Raw genomic sequence first — 14,986 nt, 5'->3', positions numbered from 1 at the left:
AAGGCTGTGAGACTGTGATTTCATTTATTTTTGCGATGGATCGTCATCAACTAATCGGAAAAGATAACGACCTTCCCTGGCATATCCCCAACGATTTTAAATTCTTTAAGGATATGACCTGGGGGAAAACCATCATCATGGGAAGAAAAACGTTCGAATCCTTCGCCCGTCCGCTTCCTGAAAGAAAGCATATCGTCTTGACGTCAAACGAATCCTATGACAGGGAAGGCTGTACGGTTATTCACTCCATAGACGAGATTCTGAAACTGGAACAGGAACAGCCGGATAAGGAATGGTTCGTCATCGGAGGCAGTGTATTATTCGAGAAAATGCTTCCTTATGCCGACCGTATGTATCTTACGTATATTGACGCTGAATTTGAAGGCGACACGTACTTCCCGCCATTCAATTACGATCAATGGACGTTATCCTCCGAAACAAAAGGCATGAAGGACGAAAAAAACCCTTATGACTATTACTTCCGAACCTACGACCGGAAGCGGATTTCATGAAGCCCGTGTGCGGAGCTGTTCTGAATGAAGGGGGGTCCACGAGGATGGGCATGGATAAAAGTTCTTTGCGGCTCGGTCACACATCGGTGCTGGAAAGAATTTTGTGCCGCCTTGCAGTATTGACGCCGCATTTGATTATTAATCAAAGCGATGCACACCCGGTCTATCCGACGGCTCCGGAACATTTTGAGCAGACGGGGCCGCTCGGGGGCATCCATGCTGTCATGAACCATGCAGAAGAGGAGTGGATAGCCGTCACGGCCTGTGATACACCCTTTCTTTCCGCGGAGGTTTACCACCACCTGCTTACGTATGCGGATTCCCAAACAGACGCGGTGATTCCCGTCTATAACGGCCGCAGGCATCCATTATCCGGGCTGTATCACAAACGGACGGTACATACCCTGGACACATTCATACAGCAGGGTGGAAGAAAAGTTGGGGAATTCCTGGCCGGGATCCGAACGCAGGAAATCAACGATTTTTCTCCCATCCCTTCAACTGTCCTGGACAAGCATTTCTTCAACATGAATACACCGTCCGATTACAGAAAGGCGGAGGAATGGTTGAAAAAAGACGAAGGGATAGAGACAAACCCCCGTCATGAATGATATGATAAGGCTATCAAGAGAATTTTTCCAAGCATCAACGACGGTTCGGTCCAACGATCAGTCGTTTTGAGAAAAAGGCGGTGAGGATATGCTCTCAAGTATTGGTATTCCCGGGTTGATTTTAATTCTGACGATTGCTTTGGTGATATTTGGTCCCAAGAAACTTCCTGAAATCGGAAAGGCTGCCGGAGAGACATTAAAGGAATTCAAGAATTCGGCCCGCGATTTGACTAGTGATTCAGAGGAAAAGAAGACCGAAAAATAACCACCACCCTGTAAAAACGGAGTGATTTTCCATGTTATCCAGTATTGGAGTACCCGGGCTGATTCTGATTTTGATCATCGCCCTGGTCGTGTTCGGCCCTTCCAAGCTTCCTGAAATCGGCAAGGCCTTTGGAAGCTCTCTGAAGGAATTCAAAAAAGCGACCGGCGATATCATGTCCGATGAGGACAATGGGAAAACTGAAAAGAAAAAGACAGACTAAATGAATAAGGGAGATGTAAGGGTTTCCCCTTGCATCTTCCTTTTTGTCAGGCTGGAGCAAGCCTGGAGGTGAATGATTTGTCCGACGACAATATATCTCAAGATATCGAAATGAACATAACCGACCATTTAAGTGAATTACGTAAACGTGTGATCTGGACGTTCGTCTTTTTTGCCGCCTTTTTTATTGCCGGCTTCTTCTACGTAGATCAGATTCAATACTTCTTCATCAAAGATCTACCTTTTGAACTGAACATGACCAGTCCAGGTGAAATCATCTGGATCATCTTCACATTCGCCACACTGGTTGCCGTTGTCGGAACTCTTCCTGTTCTGTCTCTGCAGCTGTGGCTGTTTATTAAACCTGCGTTGACCCCTAAGGAACGGAAGGCATCTCTTTCCTACATACCAGCCATCTTCATCCTGTTTCTAGGAGGGCTGACGTTCGGGTACCTCGTTTTCGTAGAGTTGATCCTTCCATTTCTGCTGTCGCTGAACAATGGGATGTTCAATGAGATTTATACAGTGGAACGATACTTCCGATTTTTATTCCGGGTGACCATACCGTTTGCTGTGTTATTTGAAATTCCGGTCATCGTCATGTTCTTAACCAGTCTGGGGATTGTAAACCCTGTCCTGCTCGTGAAAATCAGGAAGTATGCCTACTTTGTGCTGGTCATTATCGGCACGATTATATCTCCGCCGGATTTCATTCTGCAGCTGGTCGTGGCCGTGCCCTTAATTATTTTATATGAAATCAGTATCGTATTATCGCGGATGGTTTATCGGAAAAAACTTGAAAAGCACAGAGAATTTATGGAATCGGATATCGAAGAATAAGAAAGATCCCCGGCCGGGGATCTTTTTTATTCAAGGAAGACCGGCTTGAATTTTTGCCGGCTTCTTTTATTCGTGATAAAACTATAGAAAGAGAGACAGGAGGATTTGTATGAAATCTTTTTATCATTATATGATGCGTTACCGCGGAAACAAGAGAATGGATGAGGAGAAGCAGCTGGCTGAGTGGATGTTCAAAGATCACAGCTTTCCCAAACAGTCGGTCTCCTATGATGAAATCAGCCGCTATTTGGAGTGGAATGCTCCTTTTGCAGGGGCTCTCAGCCTTTTTGACCGGCTTTATGATGAATATGAACAAGTAGAAGAATGAGGTGATCCAATGAAGTTCCTTCACACCGCCGACTGGCATTTAGGAAAAATCGTCAACTATGTACATATGACGGATGATCAACGTTATATGCTTGAGCGGTTCATTGATATTGTCAAAGAAAAAGAGCCCGATTGTATTATTATCGCTGGCGATTTATACGATCGTTCCATACCTCCTAAAGAGGCTGTGGAGCTGTTAAATGATACGCTGACGACGTTGGTCAATGATCTGCAGATCCCTGTTCTTGCGATTTCAGGCAACCACGACAGTCCTGATCGTCTACAGTTCGGAAGCGAAATGTTCCGCAGGCAGGGACTGTTTCTAGATTCTAAATTAAAGAAAGATCGGGAGCCTGTCACGTTATATGACGATCACGGGCCTGTCCATTTTCATTTAATTCCTTATTTAGAGCCGGCAGAAGCGGCAAAGGTCTTTGATGATGACTCGATAAAATCCCATCACCAGGCAGCTGAAAAAATCATCAACGATATTGAACACCGTTTTGATTCGGAGGAGAGACATGTCTGGATCGGTCATTCGTTCCTCGCCGGAGGGATGGAGTCCGAATCAGAAGAACGGCTTTCAATGATCGGGGGCAGCCCTTATGTGGATGCGTCCTTGTTTACGAATTTTGCGTATACGGCGCTCGGTCATCTGCATCAACCCCAGCGTGTGACCCGGGAATATATCCGCTACAGCGGATCGCTGCTGAAATACTCGTTTTCCGAAGCCAGTCACAATAAATCCGTAACCCTTGTCCATATGGATGAGGATGGGATGTGTGAAATTGAGAAAATCCCTTTACACCCGCTGCGCGATTTCAAAGTGATCGAAGGGTATTTTGAAGATCTTCTTTCGGGTGAGGCGGTGTCCAATCAAGAGGACTATCTGCATGTTCGTCTATTGGATGACGGACAGCTGCTTGATCCGATGGGAAAACTCCGTCAAGTCTATCCGAACATCCTTCATTTAGAAAGAAAAAGATCGATGTCCAATCCTGAAATGGACGATCTGGAGCATGTGAAGAAAAGACAGACCCTCTCTCACTCGGAACTTTTCGCCTCTTTCTATGAAGATATCAAAGGAGATCCCCTTCCTGAAAAGCGGAAGGACATGATTGAACAGGCCGTTCATGCGTTAAAGAAAAAGGAAAGGGAGCAGTAATATGAGAGCCATAACGATAACGATGAATGCTTTCGGGCCATACAGAGATAAGCAGACGGTCGACTTTACGACCCTGGGCAGTGAATCGATCTTTTTAATTACAGGACCGACTGGAGCCGGTAAGACGACGATTTTTGATGCCATGTGTTTTGCTCTGTACGGGCGGGCCAGCGGGAGTGACCGTGACCAGGATACCTTAAGAAGTCACTTTGCTTCTCCTGAGGACCTCACGTATGTGGATTATCTATTCGAATTGAGAGGCAGGACCTACCGCATCAAGCGTCTGCCGAAGCAGCAGAAGAAAAAGGAACGCGGTGAAGGATATAAAGAAGAGCCGGCCCGGGCGGAGCTGTATCAGATCATGGATGATGAAGAGCAGCTGCTTGCTTCAAAGATCAAGGAAGTGAACGATACCATTGAGGAATTGATGGGGCTCGACTATGAGCAGTTTCGAAAAATGATCATGATTCCCCAGGGAGAATTCAGGAAACTGATTTCAGAAAATAGTAAAGAAAGGGAAGAAATTCTCCAACGCATATTTAAAACTGAATTTTTTGCCGCTTTGACCTCTCACTTCAAAGCTGAAGCAAAAAAACTTGAAGATGAGATGAAGCAGTTTGAATGGAGAATTGAGCAGGAGAAAGAGAAAATTCACTGGCACCCGGATCAGCAGGAAGAAGAAGAAATCCAGGAGCTCTCAAAAGTGAGAGACCGTCTGCATCAGCGGATTATCGACCAGGAAAATCATTATCATGAAAAGCAGGAGAAACTGCAGGAAATCAAAAAGGAGTCAGACGCTTTCCAGGAACATGTCTATCAACAGCAGCGGGTGACAGAACTTTTCCAGGAAAAAGAGCACCTGGAGCGTGAACAGCAGCAGATTGAAGATCTGCAGCCTGAAATGAACCGTCTGCAGGAGAAAAAACAGTGGGCGGCAAAGGCTGCGGAAATCCTTCCTTATGAAAAGGATTATCTAAATCGTAGAGCTGAGCTGGAAAAATGGCAGACGAGCCTCCAGGAGAAAGAAGAGCGGAGAGCTTCCCTATTGAAGGAATATCAGGAAGCTGAAGAAAAATACCGTGCGGAGGAACAGAACGCCCCGCATCGTGAATCGTTGAAAAATAAATGGAAAAAGAAACAGGAAGAAGAACAACTGTTGAAGGAATACCTTTCGCTGGCGGAGGTGCTCAAGAAGCATAAGGAAAGTTTCCGCCGAAACCAGGAAGCCGTCGAAATCAATCGAAAAAAGCTGCTGGACGCATCTCACACGGTGGAAATGCTGAAGGAAAGCGTTAAAGAAGATCCTTCTCTCGCTGAAAAAGAATATACATTAAAGCAGAAGCAGGAAAACATGGGTGATAAAAAGCAGAAGCTCCAGCAATTGAGCCGGGAATGGGAGCAGTTGAAGAAGCTCCGGAAAACCTACCAATCGTTCATGGTCCGCTTTGACTCAGCCAAAAAAGACCAGCAGAAATCCAAGGAGGCCTATGAATCTGCTCTCGAAGAGGTGCAGAGCCACCACGCCTATACGCTTTCCGTGAACCTCGTTGAGAACACGCCTTGTCCGGTATGTGGTTCGAACCACCATCCTCAACCTGCCCGGAAACCGGCAGCTGTTAAAAGTGCAGCAGACATCCAACAGCTTAAAGAAGCCTATCGAAAACACGACGAGCAGCTCTCCAAGCTTCAAGAGGAATTTGTCCAGGTGAAATCAGCAGGCGAAACCCAGCGCCAGCTCACTGACCGTCTGTACCAGGAACTGCAGGAGGATCTGACAGACATGTCGGATGCATCGATTCAAAAAGCTGTGCACACGGCCGGGGAGCATCTTGACTTTTACAATAAAGAACTTCAGAGCCTTCAAGAAAAGAGAGCCCGCCTCCAAAAAGAAAACAAACAGCTGGAAGAGCTGGAGGGTACGATCGTTCAGTTCCGCGGGGAGGCAGAGAATCTTCAGGAAGCTCTCCAGTCTTCCCGCCAGAAGACTGCTGATGTTCAAGCTGACATCAACGCGATGGAAAAGAATGGTTCCTTTGAAACGACGGATGCAGAGACATTGAAAAAGGAAACAGAGAAGCAGGAAGCTTTATATCTTGCAGCAGAACAAAGCTGGGAAAAAGCACAGGCCGTATATCAGCAGAAAAGGGAGGAACGGCAGCAGGTCCAGACTGCCGTAGAAGAAGGCCGTGCGTATGTAGAGGAAATGAAAGCAGCCGTAGAGGATCGGAAAAAACGAATGAATCAAACGCTTGACCAATTTTCCTTCCCCTCCACGGAAGCGTACAGGGAGGCTCTTAAACCAACTGCTGAACGGGAAGCTATGGAGAAAAGAATCCTTGAACATGATAAGCGGAAAAGCATGGTAGAAGAACGGCTGGGCGTGTTGGACCGTGAGCTGAAAGAAGCCGAAAAACCTGATATGGATGCTCTCCATAAGGTATTGGAGGAAAAAAAGGCTGCCCGGGACGCCAGGCAGGAGCAGTTAAATGAAATTCAGGTTATGTTGAAGCAGAACCGGGACGTTGAGAAAAATATAACCCGTCTCGTGGAGGAAGTTGGAGCACTGGCTGCTGATTACTATGATGTGGCTGAACTTGCCCAGCTTGCTGCTGGAGATAATCCTATGAGGCTCTCGCTTGAACGATATGTGCTGGCTTCTTTCCTTGATGAAATCCTAGTCCAGGCGAATATCCGCCTTGATCAAATGACTGATCACCGATACCAGCTCATCCGGAGCGGGTCAATCGCCAAAAGAGGTGCTCAGAGCGGCTTGGACCTTGAAGTGATCGATCATCATACAGGGCAGCAGCGTTCTGTGCGGACACTGTCGGGCGGTGAAGGCTTTAAAACCTCACTCAGTCTCGCCCTGGGTATGGCTGATGTTGTCCAGTCCCATGCGGGAGGGGTCCAGCTTGATACCTTATTTATTGATGAAGGGTTCGGAACCCTTGATGAAGTATCTCTGGAGCAGGCCATCGGTTGTCTGCGGACACTTCAGGATGGAAACCGCATGCTCGGGATTATTTCCCACGTGTCTCAGCTGAAAGAAGAAATCCCGGCCAAACTACAAGTTTATACCGGTCCTAAAGGTTCTTCACTTCAATTTGTTTTTCAATAACCGGTAAAGAACGGTTTTGCTCCTTTATAGTTGAGGAGCAAAACCTGCCGGGAAAGTACAGGGGCTGACGTTGTCCAACAAAATTCGTCCCGGTGAGAAGGTCCGGCTCTAAGACTATTGTCTAATGATGCGCTTGCCCGGGAAATAGTTGGTCCACCCCTGCCAATGATAGAGAGGAGAGAGCGGATTGCTTACGATTGAAAACGACTGGAAAACGGTGCTGCAGCAGGAAAAGCAGAAAGAATATTTCCAGGAGCTTGAAAAGGAAATCGAAAGAGAATATGAACAGGTGCATGTGTTCCCTGAGCGCGAGCACGTGTTAGCCGCTATGGAGGGAACGGCACTTTCAGATACGAAAGTTGTCATCTTAGGACAGGACCCTTATCACAATGAGGGTCAGGCTCATGGATACAGCTTTTCGGTCCGTCCCCACGTGTCTATTCCACCTTCTCTTCGTAATATCTATAAAGAGCTGGAACATGATTTGAACATAAAAAAACCCAATCACGGATGCCTCCAGTCATGGGCTGCGGAAGGCGTCTTGTTACTTAACGATGTCTTGACGGTGCGGGCGCATGAGCCCCATTCCCATAAAGGAATCGGCTGGGAAAAGTTCACCGACGCTGTAATCCGGAAGGTCAATGAAAAAGAACAGCCTGTGGTGTTCATATTGTGGGGAAAACATGCTCAAAAGAAAGCTGATTTTGTAGACCGGGAGCGTCATCTCGTTTTAGAATCTTCCCACCCCAGCCCGTTTGCTGCCCATCGTGGATTTTTCGGCAGCCGCCCTTTTTCCAAGGCTAATGAATTTCTGAACGTGCATGGGGAATCCCCTGTGAACTGGGCGCTTCCTGTCAATCCTGAAGAGGCTTGAGCCCAGACCATACGGTTACCCAGGGCATATGTTACAGTATTCTAAAGTTTCGGAGGGGTTGTTATGTTTCCTACTGGTCAACCACCATACCCTCCCATGGGGGCGTTCCCGGGCTTTCAACAAGCAGCTGGTCCACAAATGATGCGTTCTATGGGATCTCTCGCAAATGCCGGTTCCCGTGGATTCGGAGGTCTGCCGGGTCTGCTCGGTAAAGGCGGTTTTGGCGCTGGAGCTCCCGGGTTTTTCGGGAATGCCGGATTAGGATCTGTACCCGGAGCGGGCCTCCTCGGTGGCGGAGGGCTTGGTTCCAATGCGTTGAATGCGGCCGGCGCCGCTGCCAAAACGGGAGGGGCCGGGTGGCTTGGGCATATGCAGACAGCGCTGAAGGCCGTCCAGACTGCCGCGCCGATGATGCAGCAGTACGGTCCGATGATCAAAAATATCCCAGCAATGATTAATATGATGAAAATCATGAATGAGCCGGATGAAGAAGAGGCAGATGAGTCATCAGAAAAATCGGGTGAATCATCGTCCTCCTCCTACAGCTGGGAGTCCAGAGAAAGCTCCAGCAGGGGGAAAGGGAGGAGTAAAGATACCGCCAAATCCCACAAAAAGAAAAAGAGTCAAGGAACATCACAGCCTAAATTGTTTATTTAGGCTGTGCGTGTGGCTTGATTTTTTTTTATGAATTAGCAAGAATAGGAACAAAGGTCATTGATTACACAATGCCGGAGGAGGCTTCATATTGACTAATACATTACAAAAAGCAACATTCGCCGGAGGATGCTTCTGGTGCATGGTGGAACCTTTCGATGAACGACCTGGGATCGAATCCATTGTTTCTGGTTACACCGGGGGACATACGGAAAATCCGACGTATATGCAGGTGGTTTCAGAAGCAACCGGACATAGAGAAGCTGTTCAAATCGTATACGATCCGGAAATCTTTCCCTACGAAAGGCTCGTAGAACTATTCTGGCAGCAGATAGACCCGACAGATGACGGGGGGCAGTTTGCTGACCGCGGCCATTCCTATACAACAGCCATCTATTATCATAACGAAGAACAGAAAGCCGTCGCTGAACAAAGCAGACAGGAGATTGAGAAATCAGGGAGATTCAGCCGGCCGATTGTTACTGAAATCCTTCCCGCTGCCGTCTTTTATGAAGCGGAGGACAAGCATCAGGAGTATTATAAGAAAAATGCGTTCCACTACAAGCGTTACAAAAAAGGATCCGGACGTGCTGGATTTATTCAAGACAACTGGAGTTATAAAAAGGATCCTGAAGATCTAAAAAAACGACTGAGTGATATTCAATATAAGGTAACACAGGAAAATGCAACGGAACGTCCTTACGATAATGAATTTTACGATCATGAAGATGAAGGCATCTATGTGGATATTGTTTCTAAAGAGCCGTTATTCAGCTCGAAGGATAAATATGACGCCGGTTGTGGGTGGCCGAGCTTTACCAAGCCGATCGAGAAACAGCAGGTCAAAGAGGAAGTAGATACTTCCCACGGCATGTTCCGTACGGAAATCAGGAGCGGTGGAGCCGATTCGCACCTCGGACACGTCTTTGAGGATGGCCCTGCAGACAAGGGAGGACTACGATACTGCATAAACTCTGCAGCGCTCGAATTCATTCCTAAAGATCAGATGGACGAAAAAGGTTACGGCTATTTGAAGCATCTTTTCCGCTGAATGGTTTGTTCAGAGAGTCAGGGTTAGAAGCAGCTGTCATCCAATGCTATAATGATTGGATGAGGAGGAACGACCTTGGGCAGAAAACGAATCCTAACCAAAGATGACATTTTAAACGTAACTGGGGAAGTACTTCGAAACGGTGGTATCCAGGAGGTTCATTTCAAAAAACTGGCTGAAGAGCTTCAAGTCAGCCGCAGCACCCTTTATGAGTATTTTAAAAATAAAGAGGAGCTGATTCTCTCGTACATGAGAGCAATGATGGATGAAATGAATCGAAAAATCCAGGCGGTGCCGCCGGATCTTCCTCCGAACGAAAAATTAAAGCAGCTGCTCCACATTTTTCTGGAGCACGCCGATACGTATCACATTGATCAAATGATTCACGAACTTCAAACGAGCGATAAGCAGGTGGCCCTGTTTTATAAAACCGAGGTTCATAAGGATCTCATGAAAACCCATCAACTTATGGGCAGCTGGATTGAAGAAGCCAAAGAAGCTGGAATATGGACGACAGATGTTTCCTCCACGCTCATCTCCGACGTTATTTTTCATTCGATTTTATTTTCCAACAGAAAAAAAATCGGGGCAGAGGATATGACAGAGCAATTATTCCAGATGATGGAAAATGGTTTGTCGAAAAGAAACGAATGAACCCGCCGCTTTGTAAAAGGTGGGTTCTTTCTTTGACAATATCTCGAATTAAAGATATTATGTTTTTAGTTATGATGATAAAGAAAAAAACGGAGGGATTCACATGAATATAAAGCACATCTTTAAAGAAGGGCAGAATGAGAAAGTTCTTCTGCTTCTGCACGGGACTGGGGGTACAGAACAGGACCTTCTACCACTCGCTGGGATGATCGATCCCGAAGCCTCTGTCTTGTCTGTCCGGGGGAATGTTTCTGAAAACGGAATGCCGCGCTTCTTTAAGCGGCTTAGAGAAGGAGTTTTCGATGAGGAGGATTTGGTTGAGCGGACGAAGGAATTAAACGAGTTCCTGGATGAAGCTGCCGCTCATTACGGCTTCCGCCGGGATCAGATTGTAGCCGCAGGATACTCCAATGGGGCGAATATTGCAGGAAGTCTGCTGTTTCATTATGAAAAGAGTCTGCTTGGGGCAGTGTTGTTCCACCCGATGGTGCCAAGAAGGGGGATAGAGCTTCCCGACCAGACGGGGATTCCTGTATTTATTGGTGCCGGTGAAAACGACCCGATCTGTCCGGCTTCTGAAACCCAGGATTTAAAATCACTGCTTCAAGCTTCCGGAGCCCATGTCACGGATCACTGGGAGCGGATGGGGCACCAGCTCACTGAACAGGAAGTCCGGGCAGCCGCCGAGTGGTATGCGGCGCAGTTTTAATGGTGCCTGTATTGAGTCCGATCCTTGTTCCGTGTATGATAGAAGGCAGGGAACAAAGGAGGTAGTGCTGTGATTCATAAAGATTGGGAAAACAATAAAACGATAAAACGAATCGAATGCGTCCATAATGATGCCGCTAAATTCGTTGTCAACAACGTCCTCACCCCAGGTAAGGTGTACGACGTTAAAAATGAGAGCGAAGAATTTTACTTTGTAGTGGACAACTCCGGCAGAATCGGTGGTTTCTACAAAGATTACTTCAAAGAAGTGTGAGACAAGCTGAAGGGCATCCCTTCAGCTTTTTTATTAGCTGTAAGGATGTCGAATGTTGTGAAGATTGGACGTTTACATTCAAGATTGGCAGGGGTATGGGGGTATAAGCCTACAGGAAGAAAGGATGCCTTCTTAATGATTATGAATAATGTCCGAATTTACGATCCTTCCCACCCTTATGATGATCAAACGTATGCGGTTAAAATAAATGGGAAAACGTTCGAAAAAATCTCTGAGGAGCCTTTAGAAGGCGGGGAGGTCATAGATGGGAAAGGGAAAGTCCTTGCCCCCTCCTTCAATGACAGTCACATGCACCTTTTACGCTACAGTCTTTTGAAAAAGGAGCTGGATTTGACCGAAGCGAAAAGCTGGAAGGAAATGAAACAGATGGTCGAGGACCACTATGACAAAATTGAACAAAATGACTGGATTTATGGAAAAGGGTTCAATGATGGGAACTTTGACGATTTGGATGGTCTGCTCACAGCTGAGGACTTGAACGAGATCCACGTTGATGCCAATATGTACTTCATGCATCAAGATGGACATGAATGCGTAATCAGTCAGAAAGCGTTGGAGCGTTTGAAAGAGGAGGAAGCGTTTAAACAGGAACCGGATGAATTCAAGGAAACAGATGAAAGCGGGGAATGGAACGGACGTTTTAAGGATACTGCTGTTCATTACATTAAACACCATTTCTGGGGCCGTTCCGCCGCGGATGCGAAAGAGGCGCTGAAAACCGGAATTCCCTACTTAAGCCGATACGGTATCACATCGGTTCATACCGATGACATCAACTTCATCGGGTCTTATCAACGCCTGTGGGAAGCGTATACACAGCTGGAACAAGAAGGAGAACTTCCTATCGATGTTCATCTGCACCATTATATATTCAATATCGATGATTTGAAAAACTACTGCCTTCATAATGAACTCCGTACAGGCGGGGGGACAGAACGAGTACGGGTAGGCTCTGTGAAAATCTTCCTTGACGGGACACAACGGTTGTTTACAGCAGCCATGCGCAACCCTTACCCTGTTCAACCAGATAAGGACGGCATTCTCATTTACACCCAGGATCAATTGAATGAAATGGTCCGTTATGCGAGTGAACAAAAAATGCAGGTAGCTATGCATGCGATTGGAGACCGGGCGGTGGAGCAGGCGTTGACAGCCCTTGAACAGCCGGAAGCAGAAACAGAAAGGTTCCGCCACCGGATTATTCATGCCCAGACGCTCGCTCCTGATCTTATCCAACGCATGAGAGAGGCTGCCCCCTATATTGAAACACAGCCTTCCTTCCTGCTTGATGAATGGGATAAAAAACAAAACTGGTCACCGGAAAGTCTCGTTCCATTCGCTGACGCTTATGAAAGTCTTCTGAAGGAACAGATTCCGATTACGTTGAGCTCGGACCTTCCTATCGGCGCCCTGGATCCTTTCGTGACGATTTTTTCAGCGGTCAACCGGACCGGCTTGGACGGGCGCCCTGAAGGTGGCTGGATGCCGCAGGAAAAGATCAGCCTTGAAGCGGCCTACACCGGATTTACAAAAACACCGGCAGAACTCGAATACAATGAAGATCATAAGGGCATCATAAAAGGTGGTTATCAGGCTGACTTTGTTCTTCTGGATCAGCATCCAGAGGAAATCAAACCGGAGCACCTGCACGAATTGAGTGTCCTGGAAACCTGGCACAGAGGACAAAGGGTCTATAAAAGATAAGTACGACTTTTCTTGTAAACACTCGTTCCATCATCCATAATAAGAGTAAGGTGACGGAAAGGGGAGGATGGGTAGAAATGGATAAACTAATTATCGTCCGCCACAGTGAAACAGAAGGGCAGCATGAAGACTCACCCTTAACTAAGCTTGGAATACGTCAAGCACAGAAACTGGCGGTCCTGCTGGATCAGTCTGGTGTAACCATTGACCGGATAATCTCAAGTCCCTATTTGAGGGCCGTTGAGACCATCAGACCCTATGCCCGGTCCAAGGACATGGAAATTGAAAGAGACTACCGCCTGGAGGAAAGGGTTCTCAGTCACGAACCATTGGATGACTGGGAAGAAGTCCTTCACGATACGTTTCAGGATCCTGATTTAAAGTTAACCGGAGGTGAGTCCTCTGTAGAAGCGAAGGACAGGGTCCTCTCGCTCATTGAGGAGCTGGAAAATCAAGACTGTGGAAATGTCCTCCTCGTAACGCACGGGAACCTTCTTGCACTGCTCCTGCAGAAGTATAACCGTGAAATTGGATTTTATGATTGGAAACGGCTGTCACGCCCGGATGTTTTTCTTGTCCAGAAACAGGGCGGAGAATATATTGTGGAACGCATTTGGGAAGATTGACAGCTCGGCTGTCATCTTTCCTTTCTTTATTTCTCCTGTTGTTAGACCTCGGATTGCGATTTTGACATAAAATCGTTATGATAGATTGTGGTGTTTATCTTAGCTATTCAAGGTGAATATAGAAATGTAAGCACACTTAATTCCACTTAAAGGAGGAGAAAACGAAATGGCATTTGTTATTACATCCCCTTGTAAAGATGAAAAAGCTGGAGAATGCATGGATGTGTGCCCGGTTGACTGTATCGAGGAAGGAAAAGATATGTTTTATATCGATCCTGCCATCTGCATAGATTGCGGCGCATGTGAAGCTGTGTGTCCGGTAGAGGCTATTTATATCGAGGATGAAGTTCCTGAAGAGGAAACCCCATACATCGAAATCAACCGCAAGTTCTTCGAAGAACAATAAGGCACATACTGAAAAACGCCCCCTTACGACTAAGGAGGCGTTTTTTTATTATCCACTTTCTTCACGGCCTTCCAATGAATAATTATCTTGAATTCCGGGTAGATACATAATGAATTCGGACATAGGAGGCTATTATTTTATGACAACGTTACAAAATCAAACAGCTGTTATTACAGGAGCAAGCAGCGGAATCGGTAAAGCGATCGCCCACTCCCTCGCAGAACAGGGGGCTCATGTCGTATTGGCAGCCCGCCGTGCGGAACGCCTGCGGGAGCTTGCTGACGAAATTACAAGTCAATATCATGTAGAAGCGAAAGTGGTGGAAACGGACGTTACAAAGCGGGAGGATGTTGAAAATCTCGTGAAGGAAACGAAAGATGCCTTCGGCCGTTTGGACATTTTCATCAATAATGCTGGTGTTATGCTGCTTTCCTTCCTGAAAAATGATCATGTAGACGAATGGGAACAGATGGTGGATGTGAATATTAAAGGTGTGCTGTACGGCATTCATGCCGGACTGCCCGTTATGCTTGAACAGGATTCCGGCCATATCATCAATGTTTCCTCTGTGGCGGGACATGAAGTGTTTCCATCCAGCACGGTGTACAGTGCGACCAAGTACGCTGTTAAAGCGCTGTCCATGGGTATGGAAAAAGAACTCGCCAAAACCGGTGTGCGGGTCACCAACATTTCTCCCGGGGCGGTGGAAACAGAGCTCACCGATCACATCACTGACGGAGAGGTTCTGGATATGTTTAAAGACCGCAGTATGCAGCCCCTTGAAGCTGCGGATATTGCCAACGCCGTTTCGTATGCTGTGACACAGCCGAAATCCGTGAATGTAAATGAAATCATTGTACGGCCGCTGCATCAGGCATAAGCAAAAATGACCGCTTGCAGCGGTCATTTCAGCCTGCAGAAAAAAGCAGCGTCTTAATATAAAAAAAGCTTGTAGAA

The 14,986-nt window shown here is 46.8% G+C and carries 18 protein-coding genes; all 18 read left to right on the top strand.

The window, feature by feature from the left end; all coding sequences use genetic code 11:
- Positions 1 to 14 precede the first annotated feature (14 nt).
- The 18 genes from H615_RS0106385 (at position 15) to H615_RS0106300 (ending at position 14,909) form a co-directional block, all read left to right on the top strand.
- Complete coding sequence (locus H615_RS0106385; RefSeq protein WP_027954364.1) at positions 15 to 512, top strand: dihydrofolate reductase; 498 nt, start codon at positions 15 to 17, stop codon at positions 510 to 512.
- Positions 509 to 1,123 carry a molybdenum cofactor guanylyltransferase gene (gene mobA / locus H615_RS0106380; protein ID WP_084163021.1) on the top strand — a complete coding sequence of 205 codons (615 nt, stop codon included), beginning with the start codon at positions 509 to 511 and terminating at the stop codon, positions 1,121 to 1,123. The genes H615_RS0106385 and mobA overlap by 4 nt, the downstream gene beginning before the upstream one ends.
- Positions 1,124 to 1,211: 88 nt before the next feature.
- A complete protein-coding gene (locus tag H615_RS22005) occupies positions 1,212 to 1,388 on the top strand; it encodes a twin-arginine translocase TatA/TatE family subunit (protein ID WP_084163020.1) in 177 nt (58 codons plus the stop codon).
- A gap of 31 nt (positions 1,389 to 1,419) precedes the next feature.
- Positions 1,420 to 1,608: a twin-arginine translocase TatA/TatE family subunit gene (tatA, locus tag H615_RS0106370; RefSeq protein ID WP_027954362.1), complete on the top strand. Its 189-nt coding sequence runs from the start codon at positions 1,420 to 1,422 to the stop codon at positions 1,606 to 1,608.
- 110 nt (positions 1,609 to 1,718) lie between these two features.
- Positions 1,719 to 2,447: a twin-arginine translocase subunit TatC gene (gene tatC / locus H615_RS0106365; RefSeq protein WP_084163067.1), complete on the top strand. Its 729-nt coding sequence runs from the start codon at positions 1,719 to 1,721 to the stop codon at positions 2,445 to 2,447.
- A gap of 109 nt (positions 2,448 to 2,556) precedes the next feature.
- Positions 2,557 to 2,775 carry a YozE family protein gene (locus H615_RS0106360; RefSeq protein WP_027954360.1) on the top strand — a complete coding sequence of 73 codons (219 nt, stop codon included), beginning with the start codon at positions 2,557 to 2,559 and terminating at the stop codon, positions 2,773 to 2,775.
- A gap of 9 nt (positions 2,776 to 2,784) precedes the next feature.
- Positions 2,785 to 3,939: an exonuclease SbcCD subunit D gene (locus H615_RS0106355; RefSeq protein ID WP_027954359.1), complete on the top strand. Its 1,155-nt coding sequence runs from the start codon at positions 2,785 to 2,787 to the stop codon at positions 3,937 to 3,939.
- Position 3,940: 1 nt separating this feature from the next.
- Positions 3,941 to 7,057 (top strand): AAA family ATPase, encoded by a 3,117-nt coding sequence (locus tag H615_RS0106350; RefSeq protein WP_027954358.1) that lies wholly within the window; start codon positions 3,941 to 3,943, stop codon positions 7,055 to 7,057.
- A 187-nt stretch (positions 7,058 to 7,244) separates the two neighbouring features.
- Positions 7,245 to 7,931, top strand: coding sequence for a uracil-DNA glycosylase (locus H615_RS0106345; protein ID WP_027954357.1), 687 nt, complete (start codon positions 7,245 to 7,247; stop codon positions 7,929 to 7,931).
- A gap of 63 nt (positions 7,932 to 7,994) precedes the next feature.
- Entirely contained in the window at positions 7,995 to 8,588 is a 594-nt protein-coding gene (vrrA, locus tag H615_RS0106340) for a VrrA/YqfQ family protein (RefSeq protein WP_027954356.1), read from the top strand.
- 88 nt (positions 8,589 to 8,676) lie between these two features.
- Positions 8,677 to 9,636, top strand: a complete 960-nt coding sequence (gene msrB, locus H615_RS0106335) for a peptide-methionine (R)-S-oxide reductase MsrB (protein ID WP_027954355.1) — start codon at positions 8,677 to 8,679, stop codon at positions 9,634 to 9,636.
- 75 nt (positions 9,637 to 9,711) lie between these two features.
- Positions 9,712 to 10,290, top strand: coding sequence for a TetR/AcrR family transcriptional regulator (locus H615_RS0106330; protein ID WP_027954354.1), 579 nt, complete (start codon positions 9,712 to 9,714; stop codon positions 10,288 to 10,290).
- Between the two features lie 109 nt (positions 10,291 to 10,399).
- Entirely contained in the window at positions 10,400 to 10,999 is a 600-nt protein-coding gene (locus H615_RS0106325) for an alpha/beta hydrolase (RefSeq protein WP_027954353.1), read from the top strand.
- A 69-nt stretch (positions 11,000 to 11,068) separates the two neighbouring features.
- Positions 11,069 to 11,272, top strand: a complete 204-nt coding sequence (locus tag H615_RS0106320; RefSeq protein ID WP_027954352.1) for a DUF6501 family protein — start codon at positions 11,069 to 11,071, stop codon at positions 11,270 to 11,272.
- A gap of 135 nt (positions 11,273 to 11,407) precedes the next feature.
- Entirely contained in the window at positions 11,408 to 12,997 is a 1,590-nt protein-coding gene (locus tag H615_RS0106315) for an amidohydrolase (protein ID WP_027954351.1), read from the top strand.
- 77 nt (positions 12,998 to 13,074) lie between these two features.
- The gene (locus H615_RS0106310) at positions 13,075 to 13,623 is read left to right on the top strand and encodes a histidine phosphatase family protein (protein WP_027954350.1); all 549 of its coding nucleotides are present in this window, start codon (positions 13,075 to 13,077) and stop codon (positions 13,621 to 13,623) included.
- A gap of 166 nt (positions 13,624 to 13,789) precedes the next feature.
- The gene (locus H615_RS0106305) at positions 13,790 to 14,029 is read left to right on the top strand and encodes a ferredoxin family protein (RefSeq protein ID WP_008640010.1); all 240 of its coding nucleotides are present in this window, start codon (positions 13,790 to 13,792) and stop codon (positions 14,027 to 14,029) included.
- Positions 14,030 to 14,168: 139 nt separating this feature from the next.
- A complete protein-coding gene (locus H615_RS0106300; protein ID WP_027954349.1) occupies positions 14,169 to 14,909 on the top strand; it encodes an SDR family oxidoreductase in 741 nt (246 codons plus the stop codon).
- Positions 14,910 to 14,986: the final 77 nt, after the last annotated feature.

It is taken from the genome of Halobacillus kuroshimensis DSM 18393 (assembly GCF_000425705.1).
Taxonomy (GTDB): Bacteria; Bacillota; Bacilli; order Bacillales; family Halobacillaceae; genus Halobacillus; species Halobacillus kuroshimensis.
This window is presented reverse-complemented; position numbering and strand designations above follow the sequence as displayed.

What these genes read in the sequence shown, in the direction of transcription:
- H615_RS0106360 (WP_027954360.1), top strand. Translation starts at nt 2,557, where the DNA reads ATGAAATCTTTTTATCATTATATGATGCGTTACCGCGGAAACAAGAGA.
- H615_RS0106305 (WP_008640010.1), top strand. Translation starts at nt 13,790, where the DNA reads ATGGCATTTGTTATTACATCCCCTTGTAAAGATGAAAAAGCTGGAGAA.
- H615_RS0106310 (WP_027954350.1), top strand. Translation starts at nt 13,075, where the DNA reads ATGGATAAACTAATTATCGTCCGCCACAGTGAAACAGAAGGGCAGCAT.
- vrrA (WP_027954356.1), top strand. Translation starts at nt 7,995, where the DNA reads ATGTTTCCTACTGGTCAACCACCATACCCTCCCATGGGGGCGTTCCCG.
- tatC (WP_084163067.1), top strand. Translation starts at nt 1,719, where the DNA reads ATGAACATAACCGACCATTTAAGTGAATTACGTAAACGTGTGATCTGG.
- H615_RS0106350 (WP_027954358.1), top strand. Translation starts at nt 3,941, where the DNA reads ATGAGAGCCATAACGATAACGATGAATGCTTTCGGGCCATACAGAGAT.
- tatA (WP_027954362.1), top strand. Translation starts at nt 1,420, where the DNA reads ATGTTATCCAGTATTGGAGTACCCGGGCTGATTCTGATTTTGATCATC.
- H615_RS0106300 (WP_027954349.1), top strand. Translation starts at nt 14,169, where the DNA reads ATGACAACGTTACAAAATCAAACAGCTGTTATTACAGGAGCAAGCAGC.
- mobA (WP_084163021.1), top strand. Translation starts at nt 509, where the DNA reads ATGAAGCCCGTGTGCGGAGCTGTTCTGAATGAAGGGGGGTCCACGAGG.
- H615_RS0106315 (WP_027954351.1), top strand. Translation starts at nt 11,408, where the DNA reads ATGATTATGAATAATGTCCGAATTTACGATCCTTCCCACCCTTATGAT.
- H615_RS0106355 (WP_027954359.1), top strand. Translation starts at nt 2,785, where the DNA reads ATGAAGTTCCTTCACACCGCCGACTGGCATTTAGGAAAAATCGTCAAC.
- H615_RS22005 (WP_084163020.1), top strand. Translation starts at nt 1,212, where the DNA reads ATGCTCTCAAGTATTGGTATTCCCGGGTTGATTTTAATTCTGACGATT.